This window comes from Thioalkalivibrio sp. XN279 (assembly GCF_011089885.1).
In the GTDB taxonomy this organism is placed as follows: domain Bacteria; phylum Pseudomonadota; class Gammaproteobacteria; order Steroidobacterales; family XN24; genus XN24.
In genome coordinates this window covers 15,618-38,726 of the sequence record NZ_JAANBD010000027.1, presented here as the reverse complement: position 1 = coordinate 38,726, position 23,109 = coordinate 15,618, and the positions used below count along the sequence as shown (strand labels likewise).

24 protein-coding genes and 1 tRNA gene are annotated in these 23,109 nt (G+C 67.2%); 11 read left to right on the top strand and 14 right to left on the bottom strand.

Annotated features, from left to right (window positions below; all coding sequences use genetic code 11):
* Position 1 precedes the first annotated feature (1 nt).
* Genes G8346_RS07105 through G8346_RS07065 form a run of 9 tightly spaced genes read right to left on the bottom strand, consistent with a single transcriptional unit; the run spans position 2 to position 7,114 of the window.
* The gene (locus G8346_RS07105; RefSeq protein ID WP_166049671.1) at positions 2-499 is read right to left on the bottom strand and encodes a histidine phosphatase family protein; all 498 of its coding nucleotides are present in this window, start codon (positions 497-499) and stop codon (positions 2-4) included.
* A gap of 3 nt (positions 500-502) precedes the next feature.
* On the bottom strand, positions 503-817 hold the full coding sequence (locus tag G8346_RS07100; RefSeq protein WP_166049669.1) for a non-heme iron oxygenase ferredoxin subunit: 315 nt from the start codon (positions 815-817) through the stop codon (positions 503-505).
* Complete coding sequence (sufT, locus tag G8346_RS07095) at positions 817-1,368, bottom strand: putative Fe-S cluster assembly protein SufT (protein WP_166049667.1); 552 nt, start codon at positions 1,366-1,368, stop codon at positions 817-819. The genes G8346_RS07100 and sufT overlap by 1 nt, the downstream gene beginning before the upstream one ends.
* Before the next feature lie 23 nt (positions 1,369-1,391).
* Positions 1,392-1,835, bottom strand: coding sequence for a Fe-S cluster assembly sulfur transfer protein SufU (gene sufU, locus G8346_RS07090; protein WP_166049665.1), 444 nt, complete (start codon positions 1,833-1,835; stop codon positions 1,392-1,394).
* Positions 1,835-3,091 (bottom strand): cysteine desulfurase, encoded by a 1,257-nt coding sequence (locus G8346_RS07085; RefSeq protein ID WP_166049663.1) that lies wholly within the window; start codon positions 3,089-3,091, stop codon positions 1,835-1,837. The genes sufU and G8346_RS07085 overlap by 1 nt, the downstream gene beginning before the upstream one ends.
* Entirely contained in the window at positions 3,088-4,401 is a 1,314-nt protein-coding gene (gene sufD / locus G8346_RS07080) for a Fe-S cluster assembly protein SufD (protein WP_166049661.1), read from the bottom strand. The genes G8346_RS07085 and sufD overlap by 4 nt, the downstream gene beginning before the upstream one ends.
* Positions 4,398-5,153 (bottom strand): Fe-S cluster assembly ATPase SufC, encoded by a 756-nt coding sequence (sufC, locus tag G8346_RS07075; RefSeq protein ID WP_166049659.1) that lies wholly within the window; start codon positions 5,151-5,153, stop codon positions 4,398-4,400. The genes sufD and sufC overlap by 4 nt, the downstream gene beginning before the upstream one ends.
* 22 nt (positions 5,154-5,175) lie before the next feature.
* On the bottom strand, positions 5,176-6,624 hold the full coding sequence (gene sufB / locus G8346_RS07070) for a Fe-S cluster assembly protein SufB (RefSeq protein WP_166049657.1): 1,449 nt from the start codon (positions 6,622-6,624) through the stop codon (positions 5,176-5,178).
* 19 nt (positions 6,625-6,643) lie between these two features.
* Positions 6,644-7,114, bottom strand: a complete 471-nt coding sequence (locus G8346_RS07065) for an SUF system Fe-S cluster assembly regulator (RefSeq protein ID WP_206202636.1) — start codon at positions 7,112-7,114, stop codon at positions 6,644-6,646.
* Between the two features lie 181 nt (positions 7,115-7,295).
* Between G8346_RS07065 and G8346_RS07060 the strand changes: the two genes are divergently transcribed.
* From G8346_RS07060 to G8346_RS07040, 5 genes are read left to right on the top strand one after another with little or no spacing between them, the layout of a single operon-like run.
* A complete protein-coding gene (locus G8346_RS07060; RefSeq protein ID WP_166049653.1) occupies positions 7,296-8,120 on the top strand; it encodes an ABC transporter ATP-binding protein in 825 nt (274 codons plus the stop codon).
* Between the two features lie 11 nt (positions 8,121-8,131).
* Positions 8,132-8,938 carry a lipid asymmetry maintenance ABC transporter permease subunit MlaE gene (gene mlaE / locus G8346_RS07055; RefSeq protein WP_166049651.1) on the top strand — a complete coding sequence of 269 codons (807 nt, stop codon included), beginning with the start codon at positions 8,132-8,134 and terminating at the stop codon, positions 8,936-8,938.
* A 3-nt stretch (positions 8,939-8,941) separates the two neighbouring features.
* Entirely contained in the window at positions 8,942-9,409 is a 468-nt protein-coding gene (mlaD, locus tag G8346_RS07050; protein WP_166049649.1) for an outer membrane lipid asymmetry maintenance protein MlaD, read from the top strand.
* 28 nt (positions 9,410-9,437) lie between these two features.
* Positions 9,438-10,052 (top strand): phospholipid-binding protein MlaC, encoded by a 615-nt coding sequence (locus G8346_RS07045; RefSeq protein ID WP_166049647.1) that lies wholly within the window; start codon positions 9,438-9,440, stop codon positions 10,050-10,052.
* Positions 10,049-10,399: a lipid asymmetry maintenance protein MlaB gene (locus tag G8346_RS07040; RefSeq protein ID WP_166049645.1), complete on the top strand. Its 351-nt coding sequence runs from the start codon at positions 10,049-10,051 to the stop codon at positions 10,397-10,399. The genes G8346_RS07045 and G8346_RS07040 overlap by 4 nt, the downstream gene beginning before the upstream one ends.
* 15 nt (positions 10,400-10,414) lie before the next feature.
* On the opposite strand, the gene G8346_RS07035 is transcribed toward G8346_RS07040, so the two are convergent.
* From G8346_RS07035 to G8346_RS07015, 5 genes are all read right to left on the bottom strand, one after another.
* On the bottom strand, positions 10,415-11,209 hold the full coding sequence (locus tag G8346_RS07035; protein ID WP_166049642.1) for a VacJ family lipoprotein: 795 nt from the start codon (positions 11,207-11,209) through the stop codon (positions 10,415-10,417).
* Positions 11,209-12,663 (bottom strand): M48 family metalloprotease, encoded by a 1,455-nt coding sequence (locus G8346_RS07030; protein WP_166049640.1) that lies wholly within the window; start codon positions 12,661-12,663, stop codon positions 11,209-11,211. Before G8346_RS07030 ends, G8346_RS07035 begins: the two co-directional genes overlap by 1 nt.
* Before the next feature lie 70 nt (positions 12,664-12,733).
* Positions 12,734-14,089, bottom strand: coding sequence for a PhoH family protein (locus G8346_RS07025; protein WP_166050589.1), 1,356 nt, complete (start codon positions 14,087-14,089; stop codon positions 12,734-12,736).
* Positions 14,090-14,192: 103 nt separating this feature from the next.
* The gene (locus G8346_RS07020) at positions 14,193-14,660 is read right to left on the bottom strand and encodes a peroxiredoxin (RefSeq protein ID WP_166049638.1); all 468 of its coding nucleotides are present in this window, start codon (positions 14,658-14,660) and stop codon (positions 14,193-14,195) included.
* 20 nt (positions 14,661-14,680) lie between these two features.
* Entirely contained in the window at positions 14,681-15,211 is a 531-nt protein-coding gene (locus G8346_RS07015; RefSeq protein WP_166049636.1) for a glycine cleavage system protein R, read from the bottom strand.
* 173 nt (positions 15,212-15,384) lie between these two features.
* Between G8346_RS07015 and dapA the strand changes: the two genes are divergently transcribed.
* The 6 genes from dapA (at position 15,385) to G8346_RS06985 (ending at position 23,086) form a co-directional block, all read left to right on the top strand.
* Entirely contained in the window at positions 15,385-16,269 is an 885-nt protein-coding gene (gene dapA, locus G8346_RS07010; RefSeq protein WP_166049634.1) for a 4-hydroxy-tetrahydrodipicolinate synthase, read from the top strand.
* The gene (locus G8346_RS07005) at positions 16,266-16,931 is read left to right on the top strand and encodes a nuclear transport factor 2 family protein (protein ID WP_166049631.1); all 666 of its coding nucleotides are present in this window, start codon (positions 16,266-16,268) and stop codon (positions 16,929-16,931) included. Before dapA ends, G8346_RS07005 begins: the two co-directional genes overlap by 4 nt.
* Before the next feature lie 75 nt (positions 16,932-17,006).
* Positions 17,007-17,097 (top strand) — tRNA-Ser (locus tag G8346_RS07000).
* A 239-nt stretch (positions 17,098-17,336) separates the two neighbouring features.
* A complete protein-coding gene (locus G8346_RS06995; RefSeq protein ID WP_166049619.1) occupies positions 17,337-20,216 on the top strand; it encodes an EAL domain-containing protein in 2,880 nt (959 codons plus the stop codon).
* Positions 20,217-20,397: 181 nt separating this feature from the next.
* A complete protein-coding gene (locus tag G8346_RS06990) occupies positions 20,398-20,781 on the top strand; it encodes a hypothetical protein (RefSeq protein ID WP_166049617.1) in 384 nt (127 codons plus the stop codon).
* Between the two features lie 97 nt (positions 20,782-20,878).
* On the top strand, positions 20,879-23,086 hold the full coding sequence (locus G8346_RS06985; RefSeq protein WP_166049615.1) for a PAS domain S-box protein: 2,208 nt from the start codon (positions 20,879-20,881) through the stop codon (positions 23,084-23,086).
* Positions 23,087-23,109: the final 23 nt, after the last annotated feature.

Genomic DNA, 23,109 nt, shown 5'->3' with positions numbered 1-23,109 from the left:
CTCAGGCGGGTTGCTTGCGCGGATAGTCGAACCAGCACAGCTGGGCTTCTGTGGGGCGGATATCGGTCCAGGCTGTGGCAGCGAACTCCACGCACAGCATCGCTGCAGTCGGCATGTTGTCGATACGGATGTCGTCCAGCCGGTTGGCGACCTCGGTGAGGCCAGGGTTGTGGCCGACGACCATGAGGGTGTCGATGCCCGCCGGCGCCGCGCGGATCACGTCCAGTATCTCGTCCGGGGACGCCAGGTACAGCTGCGGCGCCTCCTCGATGCGATCTTCCCGATAGCCGATTTCCCGGGCCACCCCGCGCGCCGTCGCCAGTGCGCGTACGGCCGTGCTCGAGATCACCAGGTCAGGCACGAGCCGGCGCTGGGCCAGCCGTCGTCCCATCTCGGGCACATTGCGCAGCCCCCGCGGCGCGAGCGGACGCTCGAAGTCGTCGATGTGGGCATCATCCCAGCTCGACTTGCCGTGTCGCAGCAGGATCAGGCGCAGCATCGTTCAGTCCGGGAGTTCCACTTCGATGCGGCCCGCGTGGATGCGCACCGGAAAAGTCTGCACCGCCGCGTAGGCGGGCGGCGTGAGGGCGCGGCCCGTGCGCAGGCAGAAGCGTGCCCCGTGCCGCGGGCATACCACCTGGTCGCCGACGACCGGCCCGCCTGCCAGTTCCGCGCCGTCATGAGTGCACACATCCTCGATGGCGTAGAGCGTGCCGTCCACGTTGAACACTGCGGCTGTCAGGTCGTCCGTCTCCAGCAGGGCGAAACCGCCCGGCTCGATATCACCCTCAGCGGTCACGTCGTGCCACTTGCCCATCAGTACATCCCCGTCTGCAGTCGCGCCGCCTCGGACATCATGTCGCGGTTCCACGGCGGGTCGAAGGTGAGTTCGACCCGGGCCTCGCGGATGGTCGGAATGATCTCCAACTTGTCTTTCACATCCATGACAAGCACCTCGCCCATGCCGCAGCCGGGCGCAGTGAGGGTCATTTTCACTTCCACGTCGCGGTCGCCGCCGTCAGCGTGCTTGAGCTTGCATTCATAGATCAAGCCGAGATCGACGATATTGATCGGGATCTCGGGATCGAAGCAGGTGCGCAGCTGTTCCCACACCAGGTCCTCCACGTCCTCGTCCGCGGCGTCCGGCGGGAGTTGTGGCGGCGGCACGGGCGCCTTGCCCAGTGCATCCGCGTCTTCCCCCGCGATGCGGAACAGGTTGCCGTCGAGATAGACGGTGAAGCTGCCGCCGAGGGCCTGGGTGATGAGCCCGCGTGCACCCTTGCGCAGCACCACCTGGTCGCCGGCGGGCACGATGATGGCGACGCAGTCGCGCGCCAGGGTGACGGGTTCGCTGTCTTGTCCGTACATGCGTGGCCTTCCGCGGTTGAGCTTTATTCGGTGCTGACGGTGCCGCCCGCTTCGAGGGCGGAGTGGGCGGTGTGCCAGCAGAGGCTGGCGCATTTTACCCGGGTCGGATATTCGCGCACGCCTGCCAGGGCCGCCAGCTTGCCGATTGCGCCCGGATTGGGTTCCTCCCGCCCGGTGAGCATGGCGTGCATGTGCTCGAACAGGGCTTCGGCCTCGGCGCGGGTGCGGCCGCGCAGGGCCTCGGTCATGAGAGAGGCAGAAGCCACCGAGATGGCGCAACCGGAACCCTCGAAGGAAATGTCCTCGATGCGATCCTCTGCGTCCAGCTTCAGGTAGACCTGCAGCTTGTCGCCGCACAGGGGGTTGAGCCCCTCCGCGTGCCGGCAGGGCGGCGGGATCTTGCGGAAGTTTCGCGGCTTGCGGTTGTGATCGATGATCACGTCGCGATAAAGGTCGGCGAGGTCCATCAGGCGAAAACCTCCCGCGCCTGTTGCAGCGCCGCCGCCAGCCGGTCGACCTCGTCGCGGGTGTTGTAAAAGGCGAAGGATGCGCGCGCGGTGGCCGGCACGCCGTAAAAGTCCATCACCGGCATGGCGCAGTGATGCCCGGTGCGGATCGCCACCCCGGCATGGTCGACGATGGTGCCGATATCGTGCGGGTGGACGCCCTCCAGCGTGAAAGAAATGACGGCCGCCTTGTTTGGCGACGTGCCGATGATGCGCAGGCCGGCCACTTCCCCGAGGCGGGCGGTGCCGTATTTCAGCAGTTCGTGCTCCCACGCGGCCGCGGCCTCGAAGTCGAGGCGCTCCAGGTAGTCGATTGCGGCGCCGAGCCCGATGGCGCCGGCGATGTGCGGCGTGCCGGCCTCGAATTTCCACGGCAACTCGTTGTAGGTGGTCTTCTCGAAGGTGACGGCGAGGATCATGTCGCCGCCGCCCTGCCAGGGCGGCATGGCGCGCAGGAGTTCTTCCCGGCCCCACAGCACGCCGATGCCGGTAGGGGCGAACATCTTGTGGCCGGAGAAGGCGTAGAAGTCGCAGCCGAGCGCCTGCACGTCGACGCGCATGTGCGGCACGCCCTGCGCTCCATCGAGCAGCACCAGCGCGCCCGCTGCGCGCGCCAGGGCGGTCAACTCCGCCACCGGGCTGATGGTGCCGAGCGCGTTCGATACATGGGTGAACGCCAGCAGGCGCGTGGCGGGCCCTATGATCTCGCGTGCCGCCGCAACATCGATCTCGCCGCTCTCGGTCATCGGGATGACCTTCAGCTCAGCCCCCGTCTGCTGGCACAGGAGCTGCCAGGGCACGATGTTGGCATGATGCTCCAGGTGGCTGATCACGATCTCGTCGCCGGCGCCGAGATTGGCGCGGCCCCAGCTCTGCGCCACCAGGTTGATGGCTTCCGTGGTGCCGCGGGTGAAGATCACCTCGCGCTCGGAGGCGGCGTTGATGAAGCGGCGCACCTTTTCCCGCGCGCCCTCGAAGGCATCGGTGGCGCGCTGGCTGAGCTGGTGCACGCCGCGATGCACGTTGGCGTGATCGCGCCGGTAATACTCCGCCACCGCCTCGATGACCTGCACGGGATGCTGGGACGACGCGGCATTGTCGAGGTAGGCGAGGGGCTTGTCGTGGATTTCCTGGTGCAGCACCGGAAAGTCGCGCCGCACGGCCTCGACGTCGAACCGTGCCGCGGGCACCGCGGTTTCCTTGCTCACAGCGCTCATGTGAACTCCCTGATGCGGTCCGCATCCGGCAGGCGCCCCACCACCAGCTGCTCGGCATGGCGTCGCAGCGGCGCCAGCGGCATGCGGGCCAGCACCGTGTCGGCGAAGGCAAAGGTCAGCAGGCTGCGCGCAGTCTCCTCGTCGAGGCCGCGCGAGCGCAGGTAGAAGAGGGCGTCGGCGTCCAGCTGCCCGGTGGTCGCGCCGTGCGAGCACTTCACCTCGTCGGCATAGATTTCGAGCTCCGGCTTGGTGTCGATCTCCGCCTCAGGTGACAGCAGCAGGTTGGCATTGGACTGCTGCGCATCCGTGCCCGCCGCGCCCGGGCGCACGATGGCCTTGCCGTTGAACACGGCGTGGCTCTTGCCGGTCAGCACGCCGCGGTAGAGCTGGTCGCTGGAAGTGCGCGGCACGGCATGATCGACTCGCGTGTGGTTGTCGATATGTTGCCGGTCCCGGGCCACGTACAGGCCGTTCATCTCGACGTGGGCCCCGGGCGCCACCAGGGCGGCGTCCAGGTCCAGTCGGGCGATGCGCCCGCCGACGGCCAGGTTGTGGCTGACGAGGGTTGCGTCCCGCTCGATGCGGGCGGCCAGCACGCCGAGATGAAAAGCGCCAGGGCCGCTTTCCTGCAGGCGGTAATGTTCGATATGGGCGCCGGCTTCCAGCGCCACCTCGGTCACGGCCAGGCCGAGCGACTCGCCGGCCGCCGGCCCGTAATGCTCGATCAGGGTGGCGCGGCTGTTGACGCCGGCGCGCACCAGCACACGGGGGCAATCCAGCGCAGGACTGTCGCCACCGCCGCCAAGGAACACCAGCCGCAAGGGCTGCTCGAGTTCCAGCCCCGGGGCGAGATCGAGCAGCACGCCGTCCTGGAACAGGGCGGTGGAGAGCGCGGCGAAGCGGTGCCGGGCCGGGTCCGCCACGGTGCCGAGCAGTTCGCGGCAGGCCGGATGGTCGGCCGCGACCGCTGCGGCCAGCGACATGACGCCCAAGCCTTCGGGCAGCGCCGGCGCGGCGGCCAGCCGCCCGTTGATGAACACCAGCGTGGGGCAATCCAGCCCCTCGATCTCAGGCGTGGCCGGCACGCCCGCGACCACGGCGCCGAAATTGCGTCGCGTCACCAGCTTGAGATCGGTGTACTTCCAGTCCTCGTCGCGGCGGGTCGGAAAGCCTGCGGCCGTGAATTTCGCCAGGCCCGCCCGGCGCCGCTGCCGCAGCCACTCGGGCCCGCCGGCCGTCGCAGCGGCCTGCTCGATCCACTCGGGCAGGGCAGGGGCCTGATCGCTCCTGGCGGCGGTGGCGCTGCTCATGCCGCGTCCGCCCCCTCGCGCAGCCAGTCGTAACCGCGCTCCTCCAGCTCCAGCGCCAGCTCGCGCCCGCCGGTGCGCACGATGCGACCGTTCGACAGCACATGCACGAAGTCGGGCACGATGTAGTCCAGCAGGCGCTGGTAATGCGTCACGACCACCATGGAACGCTCGGGCGAGCGCAGGCTGTTGACGCCGTTGGCGACGACCTTGAGCGCATCGATGTCGAGGCCCGAGTCGGTCTCGTCGAGGATCGCCAGCGCCGGTTCCAGCACCGCCATCTGCAGGATCTCGTTGCGCTTCTTCTCGCCGCCGGAAAAGCCCTCGTTGACGCCGCGGTTGAGGAAGCTGTCGCCCATCTGCATCAGCTTCATGCGCTCCTTCACCAGGGCGAGAAACTCGAAGGCGTCGAGCTCCGCCTCGCCGCGATGCTTGCGCACCGCGTTCAGCGCCGCCTTCAGCAGGTAGACGTTGTTCACGCCCGGGATCTCGACCGGGTACTGGAAGGCCAGGAACACGCCCTCGCGTGCGCGCTCCTCCGGCTCGAGCTCCAGCAGGTCCTGGCCGCGGTAGGTCACGCTGCCCCCGGTGACCTCGATCTCGGAGCGCCCGGCAAGCACGCCGGCCAGCGTGCTCTTGCCGGAGCCGTTCGGGCCCATGATGGCATGCACTTCTCCGGGGCCGACCTCGAGGTCGAGTCCCTTGAGGATGTCGCGCTCTCCGGCGCGGGCGCGCAGGTTCTTGATGCTCAGCATTGCTCTCTCTTCCTGTCTGCTATCAGCCGACCGCGCCTTCGAGGCTCACGCTCAGCAGGTTCTGGGCTTCAACGGCGAACTCCATGGGCAGCTCGCGGAACACTTCCTTGCAGAAGCCGTTGACGATCATGTTGACGGCGTCTTCCTCCGAGATGCCGCGCTGGCGGCAGTAGAACAGCTGGTCGTCGCTGATCTTGGAGGTGGTCGCCTCGTGCTCCACCACGGCGCTCGGGTTGCCGATCTCCATGTAGGGAAAGGTGTGGGCGCCGCACTCGCTGCCCATGAGCAGCGAATCGCACTGGGTGTGATTGCGCGCGCCCTCGGCGCCGGGAAGGATCTTCACCAGGCCGCGATAGGCGTTCTGGCCGCGACCGGCAGAGATGCCCTTGGAGACGATGGTGCTCTTCGTGTTGCGGCCGATGTGGATCATCTTGGTGCCGGTATCGGCCTGCTGCATGTTGTTGGTCAGCGCCACCGAGTAGAACTCGCCCACGGAGTTGTCGCCGCGCAGGATGCAGCTCGGGTACTTCCAGGTGATGGCCGAGCCGGTTTCCACCTGCGTCCAGGAAATCTTGGCATTGCGGCCGCGACAGTCCCCGCGCTTGGTGACGAAGTTGTAGATGCCGCCGACGCCGTTCTCGTCGCCCGGGTACCAGTTCTGCACCGTCGAGTACTTGATCTCGGCGTCGTCCTCGGCGATGAGCTCCACCACTGCGGCGTGCAGCTGGTTCTCGTCACGCATGGGCGCAGTGCAGCCCTCGAGGTAGCTCACGTGGCTGCCCTCGTCGGCCACGATCAGCGTGCGCTCGAACTGGCCGGTGTTGGCGGCGTTGATGCGGAAATAGGTCGACAGCTCCATGGGGCAGCGCACGCCCTTCGGGATGTAGACGAATGAACCGTCGGTGAATACTGCGGAGTTGAGCGCGGCGAAAAAGTTGTCGCCGGGCGGCACCACGGTGCCGAGATACTTCTCCAGCAGCTCCGGATACTCCTGCACCGCCTCGGAGAAGGGGCAGAAGATGACCCCGGCGTCCTTCAGCTTCTGCTTGAAGGTCGTGGCCACCGAGACGCTGTCGAACACGGCATCCACCGCCACGCCCGCGAGCCGGGCGCGCTCGTGCAGCGGGATGCCGAGCTTGTCGTAGGTCTCGAGCAGCTTGGGATCGACTTCGTCCAGGCTCTTCGGCCCGTCGGTTTTCTTCTTCGGCGCCGAGTAGTAGGAAATGGCCTGGTAATCGATGGGCGCAATGTTGACGTGCGCCCAGTCCGGCTCGGTCATCGTCAGCCAGTGCTCAAAAGCGCGCAGGCGCCACTGCAGCAGGAACTCCGGCTCCTTCTTCTTCTGCGAGATAAAACGGATGATCGACTCATCGAGACCGGGCGGCACCGTGTCGGACTCGATGTCCGTCACGAAGCCGTGCCGGTACTTCCGGGCCACGAGTTGTTCGACGTCTTGCTGTCCAGTTGCCATGTCTTGCTCCAGGCTGTCTTCAGCCGCGTTCCAGTCGCGCCGTCCTGCCCGGCGACGCGACGATCGTCCTAAGGTCCACGCGCGGCCGGTAACCGGCCTGCATGTTCGCCAGTTCCGCCAGGCTGATCTCCTCGAGCGCCCGGCGAATGGCGAGGTTGATGCGCTGCCAGGCGTTGCCCACCAGGCACGACGCCTCCAGCTCGCAGCTGCCCGGCTCCACCGAGCACTCCGTCAGGGCCAGCGGCCCCTCCAGCGCGTCAATGACTTCCGCCGCGGTGATCTCGTTGGCCGGCCGCGCCAACAGGTAGCCGCCCAGCGCGCCGCGGTGCGAGGTCACCAGGCCGCCCCGCGTGAGCAGCTTCAGGATCTTGCTGACCGTGGCTGCCGGCAGGCCGGTCTGCTCGGCCACCTGGCTGGCGCTGTGCGGCGCTTCGTCCGCTGCCGCCAGGTAGGCCAGCACCCCGGTGCCGTAGTCCGTCAATCGGCTCATTTTCAGCATCTTGGCTCTCGTCCCGCCTCGTCCAGGCTCGAATGGGGACCATTTTAGTCCTGATTCGCTCGCGGGCCAACCCCGGGACAGGGGGAAACAGGGTTTGTGATAGCATGCGCGCAGTTTCAAGGGTCGTTCATGCCCCCGGTCCAGGATGCGCAAACAGGCGGCGGAGCAAGCGATGGAGCCCGGATGTCCCGGTGAGGACAACATCGTCGTCATCCGCGACCTGCGCTACGCGCGCGGCCAGTCGGTGGTGTTCGACGGCCTGGACCTGCGGATCCGCCGCGGCGGCGTGACCGCCATCATGGGCCCGAGCGGCACCGGCAAGACCACCCTGTTGCGACTCATTACCGGCCAGGAGCGCCCCGACAGCGGCAGCATCCTGTTCGACGGCCGCGAAGTGACGCGCATGAGCCGCCGCGAGTTGTTCCGCATGCGCAAGCGCGTCGGCATGCTGTTCCAGAACGGCGCGCTGCTGACCGATCTCAGCGTCTACGACAATGTCGCTTTCCCCCTGCGCGAGCACACCCGGCTGCCGGAGCGGCTGATCCGCCACATCGTGCTCACCAAGTTGCACGCGGTGGGCCTGCGCGGCGCCTGGCAGCTGATGCCCGCGCAGCTGTCCGGTGGCATGGCGCGCCGCGTGGCGCTGGCGCGCGCCATCGTCATGGACCCCGAGATCATCTATTACGACGAGCCCTTCGTCGGGCTCGACCCCATTTCCATGGGCGTGGTCGTGCGGCTGATCCGGCGCATGAACGACGCCCTCGGGCTCACCAGCGTGGTCGTCACCCACGACGTCGACGAAGTCTCGAGCATCGCCGATTGCAGCTTCCTCCTGTCCGGGGGGCGCGTTGCAGCAGCGGGGACGCCGGAGCAGCTGCGCGACCATCACTCGGAGACCGTCACCCAGTTCATGCAGGGCATGGCGGATGGCCCCGTCCCCTTCCATTACCCGGCGCCGGACTACAGCGAGCAGCTGCTCGCCGCCGATCGGGACTGAAAGGCACGGGCATGGAACACCGGGAGACAGGCGGGTTGCGGCGCGTGTTACGCGAGGTGGGCTACTCGCTGCGCGGCTTCCTCGGCACCTTCGGCGCCGGGCAGCTCTTCCTGCTGCGCATCCTGGCGGATCTCCCCTATGCGCTGGCGCGGCCGCGCCTGGTCATCAGGCAGGTCTACGTGGCGGGTGTGCAGTCGCTGGTCGTCATCATGCTGGCCGGGCTGTTCGTCGGCATGGTGCTGGCGCTGCAGGGTTACAACACCCTGTCGCGCTTTGGGGCGGAGGACACCATCGGCATGGTGGCTGCGCTCGGTCTGGTGCGCGAGCTCGGCCCGGTGGTCACGGCATTGCTGTTCGCGGGACGCGCCGGCACGGCCCTGTCCTCCGAGATCGGCCTTATGAAGGCCACCGACCAGCTCGCGGGCATGGAGATGATGGCCGTCGATCCCATCAAGCGGGTCGTGGCGCCGCGCTTCCTCGGCGGCGTGATCGCGGTGCCGATCCTGACGCTGATTTTCAGCGCCATGGGCATTTTCGGGGCCTGGCTCGAGGCCGTGGTGATCCTCGGGGTCGACGAGGGCGCCTTCTGGGGCCAGATGCAGGCCCAGGTGGACCTGCGCGAGGACGTGATGTCCGGGGTCATCAAGAGCGTGTTCTTCGGCGTCGCCGCCAGCCTGCTGGCCGTGTTCGAAGGTTACAATTGCGTGCCAACCGCCGAGGGCGTGGGTCGTGCGACGACGCGCGCCGTGGTTCACACTTCGCTCACCGTGCTGGTTCTGAATTTCATGCTGACGGCCTGGCTGCTGGGAGGAAACTGAGAGATGCAACAGACGCGGGCAGTGGAACTCGGGACCGGATTGTTTGTCTTCATGGGCATACTGGCCCTGTTTTTCCTTACCACCCGGGTGACGACCTTCGACGCCTACGCCGGGGACCAGGGCTACGAGCTGCAAGCACGTTTCGACCAGGTCGGGACGCTGAAGGTCCGGTCTCCGGTGTCCATCTCCGGCGTCCAGATCGGGCGCGTGACGGCGATCGAGTTCGACTCGGAGCGGCTGGAGGCCGTGGTGACCATGCGCATCGGGGCGGAATACGACCAGATCCCCAACGATTCGGACGCCAGCATCCTGACGGCCGGCATCCTGGGGGGCCAGTACATCGGCCTCCAGCCGGGTGGGGCCGAGGAATATTTCGCGGATGGTGACGAGATCCTTTTTACCCAGTCCGCCGTGGTGCTGGAGCAGTTGATCAGCAAGTACCTGTTCAGCCAGGCGGGCGGCGACGAATAGCCGAGAGAAGCATATGAAAGCACTGAGCATGAGAATCACCCTGTCCCTGGTCGCGTTGATGGCGATCGCGGCAGCTCCGGCACTCGCGGAGACGCAGCCCGGCCCCGAGCAGGTCATCCGCGAAGCGTCCGAGCTGACGATACAGGCCATCGACGGCCGCCGCGAAGAGCTGAAACAGGACCGCGCCGCGCTGTTTGCCATCGTGGACGAGGTGTTGCTGCCGCGCTGGGACCGTAGCGCCACGGGCCAGGCCGTGATGGGTCGCTACTGGCGCGAGGCCACGCCGGAGCAGCGCGAGGCCTTTATCAACGGGCTGTATCGCAAGCTGCTGGACAGCTACGGCGAGGGCATCCTCGAGTACAACTCGGACCAGCTCAAGATCACCGGGACCCGCGGGGACCCGGACAAGGGCCTGGCGGTGGTCGACTCGGAGGTGAAGCTGACCGATGGGACCGTGGTGCCGATCAGCTACCGGCTGCGTTTCCATGACGGCAGCTGGAAGGTCTTCGACGTCATCGTCGAGGGCATCTCCTATCTCACGACCTATCGCAACCAGTACGCCAGCGAGTTTCGGGCCAAGGGCATCCAGGCTGTGATCGACGAGCTCCAGGCGTCGCTGCCCGACAGCAGCAGCGGCTCTTGAACCCGGGCGCGCTGGAACCTTCCGGCGGCGACGCGGACGTCGAGTTCCAGCCGCAAGGGGACGGGCGCTTCCGGGTCGAGGGCGAGCTCGACTTCAGCACCGCGAGCGCCGCACTGGCGCGCAGCCGCAAGCTGTTCCGGGACCATGCCGTGATCGAGCTCGACCTTTCAGGCGTGCGGCGCGCCGACAGCGCCGGCCTCGCGTTGCTGCTGGAATGGGTCAACTGGGCGCGTAACAATGCGCGCGAGATCCAGTTTCACCACGTTCCGGCGCAATTGATGGCGATCGCCCAGATCAGCGAGGTGGAAGACATGCTGCATCGCGCGGAGCGCTGGTCGTCCGAGTGAGGCGCGGCGGCCGCCTCAGGGGTCGTCGTCGAAGTCGAACTCTTCCTCGAGATCGACATCGCCGCGGATCTCGAACTCCATGCGCTGGCGGTAGGATTCGCGCACGAAGATGTAGGGGTCCGGCGCCTCGTCAATCATCCGGTCAAACCGCAGCAGGCGATGGCGCAGCTCGACGAACTGCAGCACCGTGAGCTTGTCTCGCAGGCTGCGGTTGTCTTCCAGCCTGTTCCAGATGACGTCGGTCTGCAAACGCGCGTACCAGCCGACGGCGCTGCGCGGCGTGTTCGGTCCCAGGAAGGGCACCATGATGAAGGGGCCCGAGGGAATCCCCCACTTGCCGAAAGTCTGGTCGAAACGGGCCGTGTTCTCGGGCAGGCCGTTGCGGCTGGCCGGGTCGAGGACGCCTCCCAGCCCGAACGTGGAATTCATCAGGAACCGGCCCGTCTGGCGTGCCGCGTCCCCCGGGTTGCCCTGCAGGAGGTGGTTGAGCACCCAGATCGGCGCCGACAGGTTGTCAAAAAAATTGCCCACGCCGGTCTTGACGGGATCGGGCACGAAGCGGTCGTAGCCACGCGCGAGCGGCCGCAGCAACACGCGATCGGTGGCCTGGTTGAAGGCGAAGACCTTGCGATTGAGCGGCTCGAACGGATCGTAGGCGCTGGCCTCATCCTGTTCGGCGGGGACGGTGGCGCAACCGGTGGCGCCGAGCAACAGCAGCGCGAGCAGCAGCGGCCTTGCGGCGCGGCGCACGGCCGCGCGGCCGCGTGCCGGAGCATGGGCGGGGGGAGTCAGTCCCTGTTCCGTGTTCATTATTGCTTACTGGTCTCCGTGCGCCTGGCTCTGCGGCCTGCCAGGAAGGGCTCGAGCTCGGCCATCCGTGCCTCAAAGCGCGCCTGTTGCCAGGGCTGCAACCCGGGCTGCAACAGCGCCAGGCGGAGCTTGTCCAGCGCCATGGGCAGGTCGCCGTTGAGCAGATGATACTCCGAGAGGTAGAAAAGAGCCTCGGCCGGCAACCCCGCGGCGTCCGCCGCGTTGGCGATGAGCCGCACCTGGGCCGGGGTCGGGCGCACGGTGTTGAACAGGTCCAGCAGGACCGCGTGCGCGCGCTCGAAGTTTTGCGTGCGCAACAGGGCTTCGGCGTACCGCACCACCAGCGGGCGGTTACGCGGGAACAGGGCCACGGCGCGCTCGAACACGGCGAGTCCCTCAGCCTCGCGCCCGGCGAGGATCAGGGCCTCGCCCAGGGCGGAGTGAAACACCACGACGTTCTCGTCGGCGGCAAGCAGGGGCTCCAGGACGGCCACGGCCTCCGGGTAACGGCCCGCCCGCAAGAGCGCGAGGCCGTAACCATACAAGTCCGCGCTCGACCTGTCCTCGCCGGCGGCGAGTTGGGACTCGAAGCGGGCCAGCGCCTGGTCCGAGGAGCGGGCATTGAGGACCTGGACCCGCGCCTTCATGAGCGCATAGCTCCGGCTCTCGCGCACCTCGGCCACCTCGGTGCGTTCGGCGCGGTCGCGCGTCTCGGCCATCCGGGTGGTGGAGAGAGGGTGGGTCTGGAGGAACTCGGGCAGCCGCGAGCCGGGCATGGCAGCCTGCCGCGACAAAACTTCGAAAAAGGACGGCATGCCCATGGGGTCGAAACCGGCGCGGGCGAGATACTCCAGGCCCACGCGGTCGGCCTCGTACTCGTTGGCGCGGGTGTAGTTGATCTGCTCCTGCATCGCCAGGCCCTGGGCGCTGGCGATCGCAGCGGGCAGCACGTCCCCGCCGGCGCCGAGCAGGATGGCGGCGAGAATAGCCGCGGTGGCGAGGATCCCGGTCTTGCCGGTGCCCTGGATGCGCCGCGCGATGTGGTTCTGGCTGACGTGTGCGATTTCGTGCGCCAGCACGCCCGCCAGCTCGCTTTCACTGCGCGTCGCGGTGATCAGCCCGGTATTGATGCCGATGTAGCCGCCGGGCAGCGCGAAGGCGTTGATCTGGTCCTCGTCCACGACGAAGAAGGCGAAGCGGTGTTCGCCGTCATGGGCGTGGGGTGCGATGCGCCGGCCCAGGTCGGTGATGTACTCGGCGACCTCCGGGTCCTCGAGCACCACACCCTGCTCGCGCAGCTGGCGCAGCACCGTGCGCCCGATGGCTTCGGCCTGGCTGCGCGTGAAGACCGTGTCCGCCGGGCTGCCGATATCCGGCAGGTCCCAGCGTGGCTCCGCGCCGGCGACCGCGGTCAGCAGGCTTGCAGTGAGCAGGATGGCGAGTCGTTTGAGCATGACAAATCCGGAGCGGGGCATACCCCTTGCCTAACGTAGGACAGCCAGCGCCAGCAGGCGGTTCCCGGCCCTAAAGGGATTCAGAGGCAAAGTCCGCGAGCCGCGAGCGCTCGCCGCGCATGAGGGTGACGTGGCCGGCATGCGGCCAGCCGCGGAACCGGTTCACCACGTAGGTCAGGCCGGACGTGGTCTCGGTCAGGTAAGGGGTGTCGATCTGCGAGACGTTGCCCAGGCATAGCACCTTGGTGCCCGGCCCGGCACGCGTGATGAGCGCTTTCATCTGCTTCGGGGTCAGGTTCTGGGCCTCGTCTATGATGATGAAACGGTTGAGGAAAGTGCGTCCGCGCATGAAGTTGAGGGAGCGGATCTTGATGCGGCTGCGCAACAGGTCCTGGGTTGCGGCGCGGCCCCATTCGCCGCCTTCCTGGCTTTGCGTCAGGACCTCGAGGTTGTCCATCAAGGCGCCCATCCAGGGCTCCATCTTCTCTTCCTCGGTCCCCGGCAGGAAGCCGATGTCCTCGCCCAACGGCACGGTGACCCGGGTCATGATGATTTCGCGGAAACGCCCCTGGTCCATGGTCTGGGCGAGCGCCGCGGCCAGGGTCAGGAGCGTCTTGCCGGTGCCGGCCGGCCCGAGCACGGTGACGAAATCAACGTTCTCTGACATCAGCAGGTTGAGCGCGAAGTTCTGCTCGCGATTGCGCGCGGTCACACCCCAGATGGTGTTGCGGCCGCGGTAGCTCTGTGCCAGTTCGATGACTGCACTGTCGCCGTCGGTTTCGCGCACGATCGCCTCGAACTGGCTCTCGTCGTCGAGGTAAATGAACTCGTTGACCTGCCAGTGCGGCACGCGCTCGCCCCGCACCCGGTAGAAGGTCCGGCCATCCTCCTTCCAGGAGTCCATCGCCGTGCTGTGCGCCTCCCAGAAATCGGGCGCCAGCGCCTCGGCGCCGCCGTACAGGAGGTCGGCGTCCTCGAGGGTGCGATCGTTGAAGTAGTCCTCGGCGTGGACGCCAAGAATGGTCGCCTTGATGCGCAGGTTGATGTCCTTGGACACCAGCGTCACCCGCGCGTCAGGGTGCGCCTCCTGCAGCATCAGGCAGTTCTCGAGGATGGAGTTGTCGGCGCGGCTTCCCGGCAGCGTGTCCGGCAGCAGCGCCTGGTTGGGGCGGGTCTGGAAGAACAGCCGTCCGGGCCGCCGGTTGCCGGGACCGTTGAGGCGGTGCTCGCCCGGGATCTCGATGCCGTGGTCTATGTGCTGCTTGTCCGCGCCGTGGATCATCTGGTCGATGAACCGGCTCACCTGGCGCACGTTGCGCGCGGCTTCGGACATGCCTTTCTTGTTGGCGTCGAGTTCCTCGAGCACCACCATCGGAAGGTGGATGTCGTGCTCGTCGAAACGGAACAGCGCACTCGGGTCGTGCATCAGCACGTTCGTGTCCAGCACGAACACGCGCCGCGTGTCTTCCGGTTTGCTCACGAGAATTCCTGCCTCGCGGGACGGTTGCTCAGACGAACGCGGTGTCGGATCAAAGGGCTTTCACGGCCTCCAGGACCGCCTCGACGTGGCCCGGCACCTTGACCTTGCGCCACTCCTGGCGCAGCACGCCTTTCTCATCGATGAGGAAAGTGCTGCGCTCGACGCCCATGGACTTGCGGCCGTACATGTTTTTCTCTTTCATCACGTCGAACATCGCGCACAGCTTCTCGTCCGGATCGGAGATGAGATCGAAGGGGAACTCGTACTTCGCCTTGAACTTTTCATGCGAGGCCACGCTGTCGCGGGACACGCCGACGATCTCGGCGCCGGCCTTCTGGAAGGCCTTGTAGTGGTCCCTGAAGCCCTGGCCCTCGGTCGTGCAACCGGGGGTGTCGTCCTTGGGATAGAAATAGATGACGAGCTTGCGTCCCTTGAAATCGCCCAGGCCGAGCGCCTTGTCGCCCGTGACGGGCAGCTTGAACGTGGGTACCTTCTTGCCGATGACGGCGTTGGCCATGTCGGGTTCCTCCTGGTGCTTCAGCCCTTGACGGGCTCCATGATGGCGTCGAGGTTGAGATGGTCGCAGAAGTCCATGAACTCGTCGCGCAGCGCTGAAATCTGCAGGTTGCCCGGGATGTTGACGGTCATCTGCACCGAGAACATGGGCGCACCGGTATGGGCCGCGGAGTAGCTGCGGGTGGCCATCTCCGCGATGTCGATGTCGCGGCTGGCGAAAAAGCTCGCCAGGTTGTACACGATGCCGGGCTGGTCGAGGCAGACCACGTCGATCGCGTAGGGCAGCATGTCGGCGCGCGGCGCGCGCTCCTCGGTCCGGCGCATGGACAACGCCAGCCCGGAGCTTTCCTCGACCTTCTTCAGCTCGGATTCCAGCCTGGCCAGCGTGTGCCAGCTGCCGCTCACCAGCAGCAGCATGGCGAACTCGGAGCCGAGGGCGATCATGCGGCTGTCGAGGATGTTGCCGCCGCAATCCAGCACGGCGCGCGTGAGGTCGTGGACGACGCCGGAGCGATCGCCGCCGACCGCGGAGATGACAACAAGCTGCTTCAATGGCTGGGTTCCGGACACGGGAAGGGTCGAGGGTGGTAGTACCGCCAGTTTACCCGCATCGGTGACAGCTGCGAAGAGCGCGCCTGCCCAGGCCGCCTCGCTTGCTGCTGCCGCGGCTGGCCGATACCATCGTCGGCTGAGTTTGTCAGGCGCCCGGCGCCCGGAGAAAGCCGATGTTCGGCGGCAGCATCGTGGCCCTGGTCACGCCCATGCACGAGGACGGCAGCCTCGATCTCGAGGCGCTGGGCCGGCTGGTCGATTTCCACGCCGGGGCCGGGACCGCGGCGGTGGTCATCGCGGGCACCACCGGGGAGTCGCCCTGCATTTCGGCTGCCGAGCTGGACACCATGCTCAGGACCGCGCTCGAGGCGGCCGCGGGCCGGATCAGCGTCATCGCCGGCACCGGCAGCAACGCGACCGCCCACGCGGTCGAACTCACGAGAGTCGCCGCACGCGCCGGGGCGGCCGCGGCCCTGGTGGTGACCCCCTACTACAACAAGCCGACCCAGCAGGGCCTGTTCCTGCACTACCACGCCGTGGCCCGCGACGGCGGGTTGCCGGTGATCCTCTACAACGTGCCCGGGCGGACGGCTTGCGACCTGTTGCCAGAGACCGTGGCCCGGCTGGCGGAGGTGGAGGGCATCGTCGGCATCAAGGAAGCCGTGCCCGGCACCGAGCGCGTCGCCCGGCTGCGCGAGCTGCTGGGCGACCGGCTCGACCTGCTCAGCGGTGACGACGCCACGGCGATGGACTTCCTCCTGGCTGGCGGCGACGGCGTGATCAGCGTCACTGCCAACGTGGCGCCGCGGCTGATGCACGGCATGGTGGAGGCGGCCCGGCACGGCGAGCCGCGCAAGGCTGAGGCGCTGAACGACCGTCTTGCCGGCCTGCACCGGGCGCTGTTCGTGGAACCGAACCCGATCCCTGTAAAATGGGTCGTCATGCACATGGGGCTCATCGGCGCCGGGATCAGGCTGCCGCTGACGCCTCTCGACCCGGTTCACTACGACGAGGTGCGGGCGGCCATGCTACGCGCCGGAGTGGAATACACGTCTTGAAATCCCTGCTGCGAGGCTTCGGCCTGTTATTGCTCTGCCTGGCGACAGCCGGCTGCGCCATGAGTTCGGCCTGCGGGCCGGCACCCTACATGGATGCCCGTGCGCGGCCGTCCCTGGCGATACCCGAGGGGCTGGACGCGCCCGATCGTCGTGCGGCGCTGCGGGTCCCGGCGGCGGGCGAGGTCGGCGGTCGCCTGGCGAACGACCCTGGCAACTGCATCATCAATCCTCCGCCCTTCTACGCGGAGAGCAGCAGCGCGCGCGCCGAAGGTTCTGCTGCGGCTGCCAGGGCCGTAGCGGGGCCCGGCGGCGCCGCGACGGGCGTCGCCGGATTCGTGGAGCAGTGGGCCGCCTTGTGGAGCGGGCGCGATGCAGACGGGTGGCTGGGGCTGTACGCCTCGGACTATGCGCCGCAAGGCTATGGCGCGCCGGAGGAATGGCGCGCCGAGCAGCGTGGTCGCTTCCAGGTCCCGGCGTCCACGCGGGTCGACCTGGACACCCTGGAGGTCGAAGAGACTGCTGACGGTATCGTGCGCGCGCGCTTTGTGCAGCGCTTCGGCCAGCCGCCAGAGGAGCGCGCCGTGCGCAAGGAACTGGTGCTGCTGCCCTTGAGCAACGGCGCCTGGCGTATCGTCGACGAACGGATCCTCGCCATACTCTGAGTCCGCTTTCATTGAATGCGGACCCGGGGTGGGGTACATTTCCCGCCCCCTCGGGCTGTGACCTGCGGGGCGGATGGAGAGGTGGCCGAGCGGTCGAAGGCGCTTGCTTGGAAAGCAAGTTTAGGGTAACCCCCTAACGCGGGTTCGAATCCCGCCCTCTCCGCCACTAATCTCCGCATTCCTGACCGGGATTCGAACCCGCGTTAGTCATACATCATGGGTTCGAAGCCGAGACCGGCAACGCCGGCCGAGACGGCGCCCGCCAGGGCGCCTCATCCCGCCCTCTCCGCCACTTATCGCCCTCTCCGCCGGGCGCGCGCCCCCGGACTCATCTAGAATGGCGTGTTCGTGCCCCTCGGCCCAGCTGAGGCGGCGCCCGGGCCAGGACTACGTGGTTACTTCCGCATGAGCGAAGCATCGCACCAGGCGACCGTGATGGTGGTCGACGACACGCCGGCCAACCTCACCATGCTCGAGGAAATTCTTCGCGGGGCGGGCTATCGGGTAGTCACTGCGGCGGGTGGGCGCCAGGCACTCGAGCAGGCGCCGCGCCTGGCGCCGGATCTCATCCTCCTCGACCTCCTGATGCCGGAGATGGACGGCATCGAGCTGTGTCGCCTGCTGAAGGCCGCCCCCGCGCTGCGTGCGGTGCCGGTGATGTTCATCAGCGGGCTGGACGATGTGGCCAGCAAGTTGTGCGCCTTCGAGGAAGGCGCGGTGGACTATGTGTCGAGACCGTTTGCCGCAGAGGAGCTGCTGGCCCGGGTACGCACCCAATTGGCGCTCCGCGCCGCCCGGCGTGCCCTGGAGCGACAGCAGCACGACCTTGAAGCTGCAGTCGGCCAGCGCACGGAGCAGCTGCTCAACGCCCAGCGGATTGCCCGCATCGGCGCCTGGGCGATCGACCTCGAGCGGGACCGGATCGAGTGGATCGGGGACACCCACCGCATGTTCGGCTTGCCGGACCGGTCGCCGGTGAGCTTCACCGAGTCCATCCGCCGTGTCCACCCGCAGGACCGGCCGCGCGTGGAACAGGCCTGGCGCGACGCGCTTGCGGGCGAGAGCCCCGAGTACGCAGTCACTTACCGGGTCGTTGCGGACGGCAAGGTGTCCTGGATAGACGAGCGCGCCGAGCTGCAACGAGATGCAACCGGCCGGCCGCTGCGCGCGCTCGGCACGGTACAGGATGTCTCCGAGCGGAAGGCCTACGAGGCCGCGCTGCGGCAGCAGCAGGAAAGGCTCGAGGTCGCCCTGGAGGCGGCCAACGCCGGCGCCTGGGAGTGGGACATCACCGATGATCGCATCCGCGCCAGCGAGCGCTGGGCGCGCATGCTCGGCTATGCCGCCGGAGAGGTGGGCGAGCTGACCAAAGGGCGCTGGGAGGCCCTGGCGCATCCGGACGACCAGCATGCCGTACGGCGGGCGCTGCAGCAGTACCTCGCAGGCGCCGCGCCGGCCTTCGAAGTCGAGCACCGGCTGCGCAACGGGCGCGGCGAATGGACCTGGGTACGCAGCGTGGGGCGCACCGTGAAGCGGGACGCGCAGGGTCAAGCCTCGACCATTGCCGGCATCGACGTCGACATCAGCCAGCAGAAGGAGCAGGAAGCGCAGCTGGCCTATGTGGCCAGCCACGATGAACTGACGGGCCTGCCGAACAGGATGGCCTTCGCGCATCGCCTCGCGGAAGCGATGCAGCAGAGCCACCGGACCGGACAGCCACTGGCGGTGGCGTACATGGACCTGGACGGCCTGGCCGAGTTCAACGAGCGGCACGGGCAGCCCTGCGGGGACCGGCTCATCGCCGAATTGGCGTCGCGACTGGTGGCGTGCTGCGGCGCAGGTGAAGTGGCCCGGGTCGGAGGCGACGAGTTCACCTGCATCCTGCAGGCGCGCGCCCCGGGTGAGGACCTCGAGGACCAGCTGGAACAGCTCATGCGCGATATCGCCAGCCCGGTCGTCATCGATGGCGAGGTGTTCTCCGCCACTGCCAGCATTGGGGCAGCCGTGTTGCCGCCCCAGGGGGGTATCGACGCGGAACAGTTGCTGCGCCAGGCCGACCAGGCGATGTACCAGTCCAAGCTGTCCGGCAAGAACCGCTATACCTTTTTCGACGCCGAGCGCGACGAGATCACCCGCGAATACCGGGCCCAGGTGGAGGATATTCGCCGCGGACTGGACGCGAATGAGTTCGAGCTCCACTACCAGCCCAAGGTCAACATGCGTTTCGGTACCGTGCTCGGTTTCGAGGCCCTGGTGCGCTGGCGCCATCCGGGGCGCGGATTGCTGCGCCCGGCTGAGTTCATCCCGTTGCTCGAGGAGCATCCGCTCGCCATCGCGCTGGGGGAGCGCGGGATCGCCCTGGCGCTCGAGCAACTGGCGGCATGGAACGACAGCGGCCTGGAAACCAGCGTGAGCATCAATGTCACCAGCCTCCAGTTGCACGATCCTGATTTCCTCGGGCGGCTGCAGCGCCGGCTGGAGGCCCATCCCTCGGTGCGTCGCAACCAGCTCGAGATCGAAGTGGTCGAGACCGGCGCGATGCGTGATATCGCTCATGTCTCCGCGTTGATGGAACGGCTCCGCGACCTTGGCGTCGGGGCGGCGCTGGATGATTTCGGCACCGGTTTTTCCTCGCTGACATTCCTCAAGCGGCTCGCCGCCGGGACCATCAAGATCGACCAGAGCTTCGTGTGCGACCTGCTGGACGACCAGGAACATGCGGTCATCGTCGACAGTATCTGCCGGCTCGCGGAGAGTTTCAGCCGCAAGGTCATCGCCGAAGGCGTGGAGACCGAGGTGCACGGCCGGCTGCTGCTCGAACTGGGCTGCGAGCTCGGCCAGGGGTACGCAATCGCGCGGCCCATGCCGGCCGCGGAGGTGCCGGAGTGGATGCGCGGCTGGACGCCACCCGCATCGTGGCGCGAGAGCACGATGCTGCCGCGCGAGCGCGTGCCGGAGCTGTTCGCCGAACTCGGGCACAGGGCCTGGCGCAATGCGCTGCGCAGCTACCTCGAGGGGCGGCGGAAATCGTTGCCGGAGCTGGATCCGCGCGCCTGCCGGCTGGGTGAATGGCTCAGCAACGCGCGCGTGGTCTCGATGTTGGGTCATCGCGAGGAATTCCGCCGCGCCCGCGAGTTGCACGAGCAATGCCACGCTGGCGCCGAGCGCGCAGCGACCTGCGCGCGTGTTGGCAGGATGGAGGACAGCCAGGCGGCCCTGGACAAGACCATCGACACGAGCAACCAGGTCCTCGACCTGCTCAAGGCGCTGCGCAAGCGGCCGTGAACCTCGCATCCGCCCGCAGGTATTAGGGATATCCCCCGGGGCCACGCCCGGCTCCTGACTTGGTGACGGGCGTCACGGTTGTTCGCTCGAGTCTTTAATAGCATGGACGCCAAGTTCAGGCATGGCGGAGAAGGCTATGACCCGCAGGGCTGGGACGCGGCGCGCGGCACCGGACGACGCCTTGGCGCCGATCGCCCCCGAGAAGCTCAAGATCGCACGTCTCGCATCCCGTTTGGGGGACGGCGAGAGCGCCGAGCGCGCGGCCGCCAGCCGGGCCGGTGTGGCGCGCGTCGCGGTGCAATTGAACCGGGCGCAACTCCCGGTAGACGACGATCCGATGCATTTTCGCTTGAAAATGGCTTTGCTGCGCGGTCTGCGGCGACGCTTCCGTTACTCGCTCATCGAGGTGGACGACGCCCCCCCCGGAGTGGGCCAGAGCGAGCCTTTCCTCGTCGAGGTCGAACCGGCGGCGGCGTTGCCGGTCGAGCAAGCGCGCGCCGTCGTGGCTCGCGTGCTGCGCCGCCGCAAGTGGCGCGATGTGCCTGCGGAGGATGATTCACTCTGAGCAGGTGTTGCCTGCGCGCTTCCCTGCAGCGTCCTCGAAACCCCCTGTAACCTTGCGTTAGGATGCGGGGCCATTGATCGACGTCACGGAGGCTGCGATGGCAAGCGTGCTCATCGTCGACAGCGACGGGACCAGTCGGGCCTTGCTAGCGGGGCTCTTGGCCGGCCGGGGGCATGACGCTCTCGAGGCCGGCGATGGTGCCCGGGCCCTGGCGGTGGCACGCGACGCGCGGCCTGACATCGTGATATCCGAAGCGCTGATGCCTGGCATGGACGGCTTCCTGCTGTGCAGAGCCTGGCTGTCCGACCCCGCATTGCGCCACATTCCATTCCTGCTCTACTCGGCGATATGCACGGAAGACACGGACATGGATTTCGCACATGCGGCGGGTGCCGCAGGCGTCATCCAAAAGGGGCAGGATAACGCGCAAGTTCTCGCGCAGGTCGACGCTCACCTGGAGGGCCGCGTGCCTTTCAGGGCGCGCGAGGTCGTCCTCGATGAGGCGACATTCTATGCGCGCCACGCGCACCTGTTAGCGCAGAAACTCTGCGGCAAGGTGGCACAGCTGGAGGTGATGAATCGCGCTCTGGACTCGAGTGGCCGCGATTATGAGCAGCTGTTCAGCGCCAATCCCGTGCCGATGTGGATCTACGATCTGGATACGCTGCGCTTTCTCGCGTTCAACGATGCGGCCGTGGACACCTACGGGTATGCCCGCGACGAGTGGCTCGGCATGACCATCAAGGATATTCGCCCGGCCGAGGAGGTGCCGCGCCTGCTCGACCATGTCGATCGTGATCGCGACGAAACCTACTCCCCGGCCCAGGTGTGGACGCACCGGAAGAAAGACGGAAGCCTGATGCAGGTCGAGGTGTCGGCCCACAGCATGGCGTTCCGGGGTCGGCCGGCGCGCGTGGTCTCGGTGCTGGACGTCACCGACAGGCGCAGGCTGGAGACGGCGATGGAGCAGAGCGAGGCGCGCTACCGCGCGTTGTTCGAGAACAACCACGCCGTGATGCTGGTGATCGACCCGGAGACGACCGCGATCGTCGATGCCAATCCGGCCGCGGCCAGGTTCTATGGTTACTCCCGCGAGCAATTGCGCCAGATGCGGATCGGGGACCTCAACGTCCTCAGCGCGGAGGAAATCCGAGTGCGGATGGAACTTGCCCGCTCCGAACGCAAGCAGTTCTTCGAGTTCCGTCACCGGCTGGCCTCAGGCGAAGTGCGCAACGTGGATGCATACTCCGGACTGGTGCAGGTTGCGGGGCGACCGCTTTTGTACTCGATCGTGCACGACGTGTCGCGGCGATACGAGGCGGAGCAGGAACTCAGGGACACGGAGCTGCGGTTGCGCGTCCTGGTCGAGAATTCGGTGTTCGGCACATACATGCTGGAGGAGGGCCGTTTCAGCTATGCGAGTCCCAGCATGGAGGCCATGTTCGGGCGCGAGCCGGGTTCGCTGGTCGGAGAACCCGCTCTTTCAGTCGTGGCGCCGGAGGACCAGGCCCTGGTGGCGGAACAGATGCGGCGCCGCGCTGCAGGAGAGATCGAATCGGTGCGCTACCAGTTTCATGGTGCCCACCAGGAAGGGCGGCCGCTGATCGTGGAAGCCCACGGCGCCGTCGCCTGCATCAAGGGTCGACGTGTCATCATAGGCGTCGCCCAGGACGTGACTGAGAAAATGCATGCCGCGGCGCGTGAGCGCAGATACGCCGGTGAAGTCCAGGCTGCACTGCGGGGTGTCATCGATGTCCTGGGCCAGATGGTGGAAATGCGGGATCCGTTCACTGCCGGACACCATCGCCAGGTCACAATGCTGGCGACGGCCATCGCCAGGGAGCTTGGGCTTCCTGACGAGCGCTGCCAGGGCCTCGAGTTGGCAGCCTCCGTCTTTGACCTCGGGAAAATCGCCATCCCCTCGGACCTGCTTTGCAAGCCGGGACAGTTGTCTGAAGTCGAGCGCGAGTTTGTGCGGCTGCACGCAACCGCCGGGTACGAGTTGCTGAAGAGCGTGGCATTTCCCTGGCCGCTGGCCGAGATCGTGCACCAGCATCACGAACGGTTGGACGGCAGCGGCTACCCGCGCGGCCTGAGCGGAGACGAGATTCTGCTGGAGGCGCGCATTCTCGGCGTGGCGGACACGATCAGCGCGATGGTGTCGCATCGGCCTTACCGGCCCGCACTGCCCGTTGGGCAAGCCTTGAGCCATATCGAGGCACACGCGGGGTCGCTTTACGATCAGGCCGCGGTGTCTGCATGCCTGCGACTGGTGCGCGAGCAGGGCTTTAGCCTTGAGCGCTGAGGCAAAATGGCTCGAAAAGGGAG

What these genes read in the sequence shown, in the direction of transcription:
- G8346_RS06985 (WP_166049615.1), top strand. Translation starts at nt 20,879, where the DNA reads ATGGCAAGCGTGCTCATCGTCGACAGCGACGGGACCAGTCGGGCCTTG.
- G8346_RS07020 (WP_166049638.1), bottom strand. Translation starts at nt 14,660, where the DNA reads ATGGCCAACGCCGTCATCGGCAAGAAGGTACCCACGTTCAAGCTGCCC.
- G8346_RS07105 (WP_166049671.1), bottom strand. Translation starts at nt 499, where the DNA reads ATGCTGCGCCTGATCCTGCTGCGACACGGCAAGTCGAGCTGGGATGAT.
- mlaD (WP_166049649.1), top strand. Translation starts at nt 8,942, where the DNA reads ATGCAACAGACGCGGGCAGTGGAACTCGGGACCGGATTGTTTGTCTTC.
- sufU (WP_166049665.1), bottom strand. Translation starts at nt 1,835, where the DNA reads ATGGACCTCGCCGACCTTTATCGCGACGTGATCATCGATCACAACCGC.
- sufC (WP_166049659.1), bottom strand. Translation starts at nt 5,153, where the DNA reads ATGCTGAGCATCAAGAACCTGCGCGCCCGCGCCGGAGAGCGCGACATC.
- G8346_RS07100 (WP_166049669.1), bottom strand. Translation starts at nt 817, where the DNA reads ATGGGCAAGTGGCACGACGTGACCGCTGAGGGTGATATCGAGCCGGGC.
- G8346_RS07030 (WP_166049640.1), bottom strand. Translation starts at nt 12,663, where the DNA reads ATGCTCAAACGACTCGCCATCCTGCTCACTGCAAGCCTGCTGACCGCG.
- G8346_RS06995 (WP_166049619.1), top strand. Translation starts at nt 17,337, where the DNA reads ATGAGCGAAGCATCGCACCAGGCGACCGTGATGGTGGTCGACGACACG.
- G8346_RS07060 (WP_166049653.1), top strand. Translation starts at nt 7,296, where the DNA reads ATGGAGCCCGGATGTCCCGGTGAGGACAACATCGTCGTCATCCGCGAC.
- dapA (WP_166049634.1), top strand. Translation starts at nt 15,385, where the DNA reads ATGTTCGGCGGCAGCATCGTGGCCCTGGTCACGCCCATGCACGAGGAC.
- G8346_RS07065 (WP_206202636.1), bottom strand. Translation starts at nt 7,114, where the DNA reads ATGAGCCGATTGACGGACTACGGCACCGGGGTGCTGGCCTACCTGGCG.
- sufB (WP_166049657.1), bottom strand. Translation starts at nt 6,624, where the DNA reads ATGGCAACTGGACAGCAAGACGTCGAACAACTCGTGGCCCGGAAGTAC.
- mlaE (WP_166049651.1), top strand. Translation starts at nt 8,132, where the DNA reads ATGGAACACCGGGAGACAGGCGGGTTGCGGCGCGTGTTACGCGAGGTG.
- sufD (WP_166049661.1), bottom strand. Translation starts at nt 4,401, where the DNA reads ATGAGCAGCGCCACCGCCGCCAGGAGCGATCAGGCCCCTGCCCTGCCC.
- G8346_RS07025 (WP_166050589.1), bottom strand. Translation starts at nt 14,089, where the DNA reads ATGCACGACCCGAGTGCGCTGTTCCGTTTCGACGAGCACGACATCCAC.
- G8346_RS07085 (WP_166049663.1), bottom strand. Translation starts at nt 3,091, where the DNA reads ATGAGCGCTGTGAGCAAGGAAACCGCGGTGCCCGCGGCACGGTTCGAC.
- sufT (WP_166049667.1), bottom strand. Translation starts at nt 1,368, where the DNA reads ATGTACGGACAAGACAGCGAACCCGTCACCCTGGCGCGCGACTGCGTC.
- G8346_RS07045 (WP_166049647.1), top strand. Translation starts at nt 9,438, where the DNA reads ATGAGAATCACCCTGTCCCTGGTCGCGTTGATGGCGATCGCGGCAGCT.
- G8346_RS07035 (WP_166049642.1), bottom strand. Translation starts at nt 11,209, where the DNA reads ATGAACACGGAACAGGGACTGACTCCCCCCGCCCATGCTCCGGCACGC.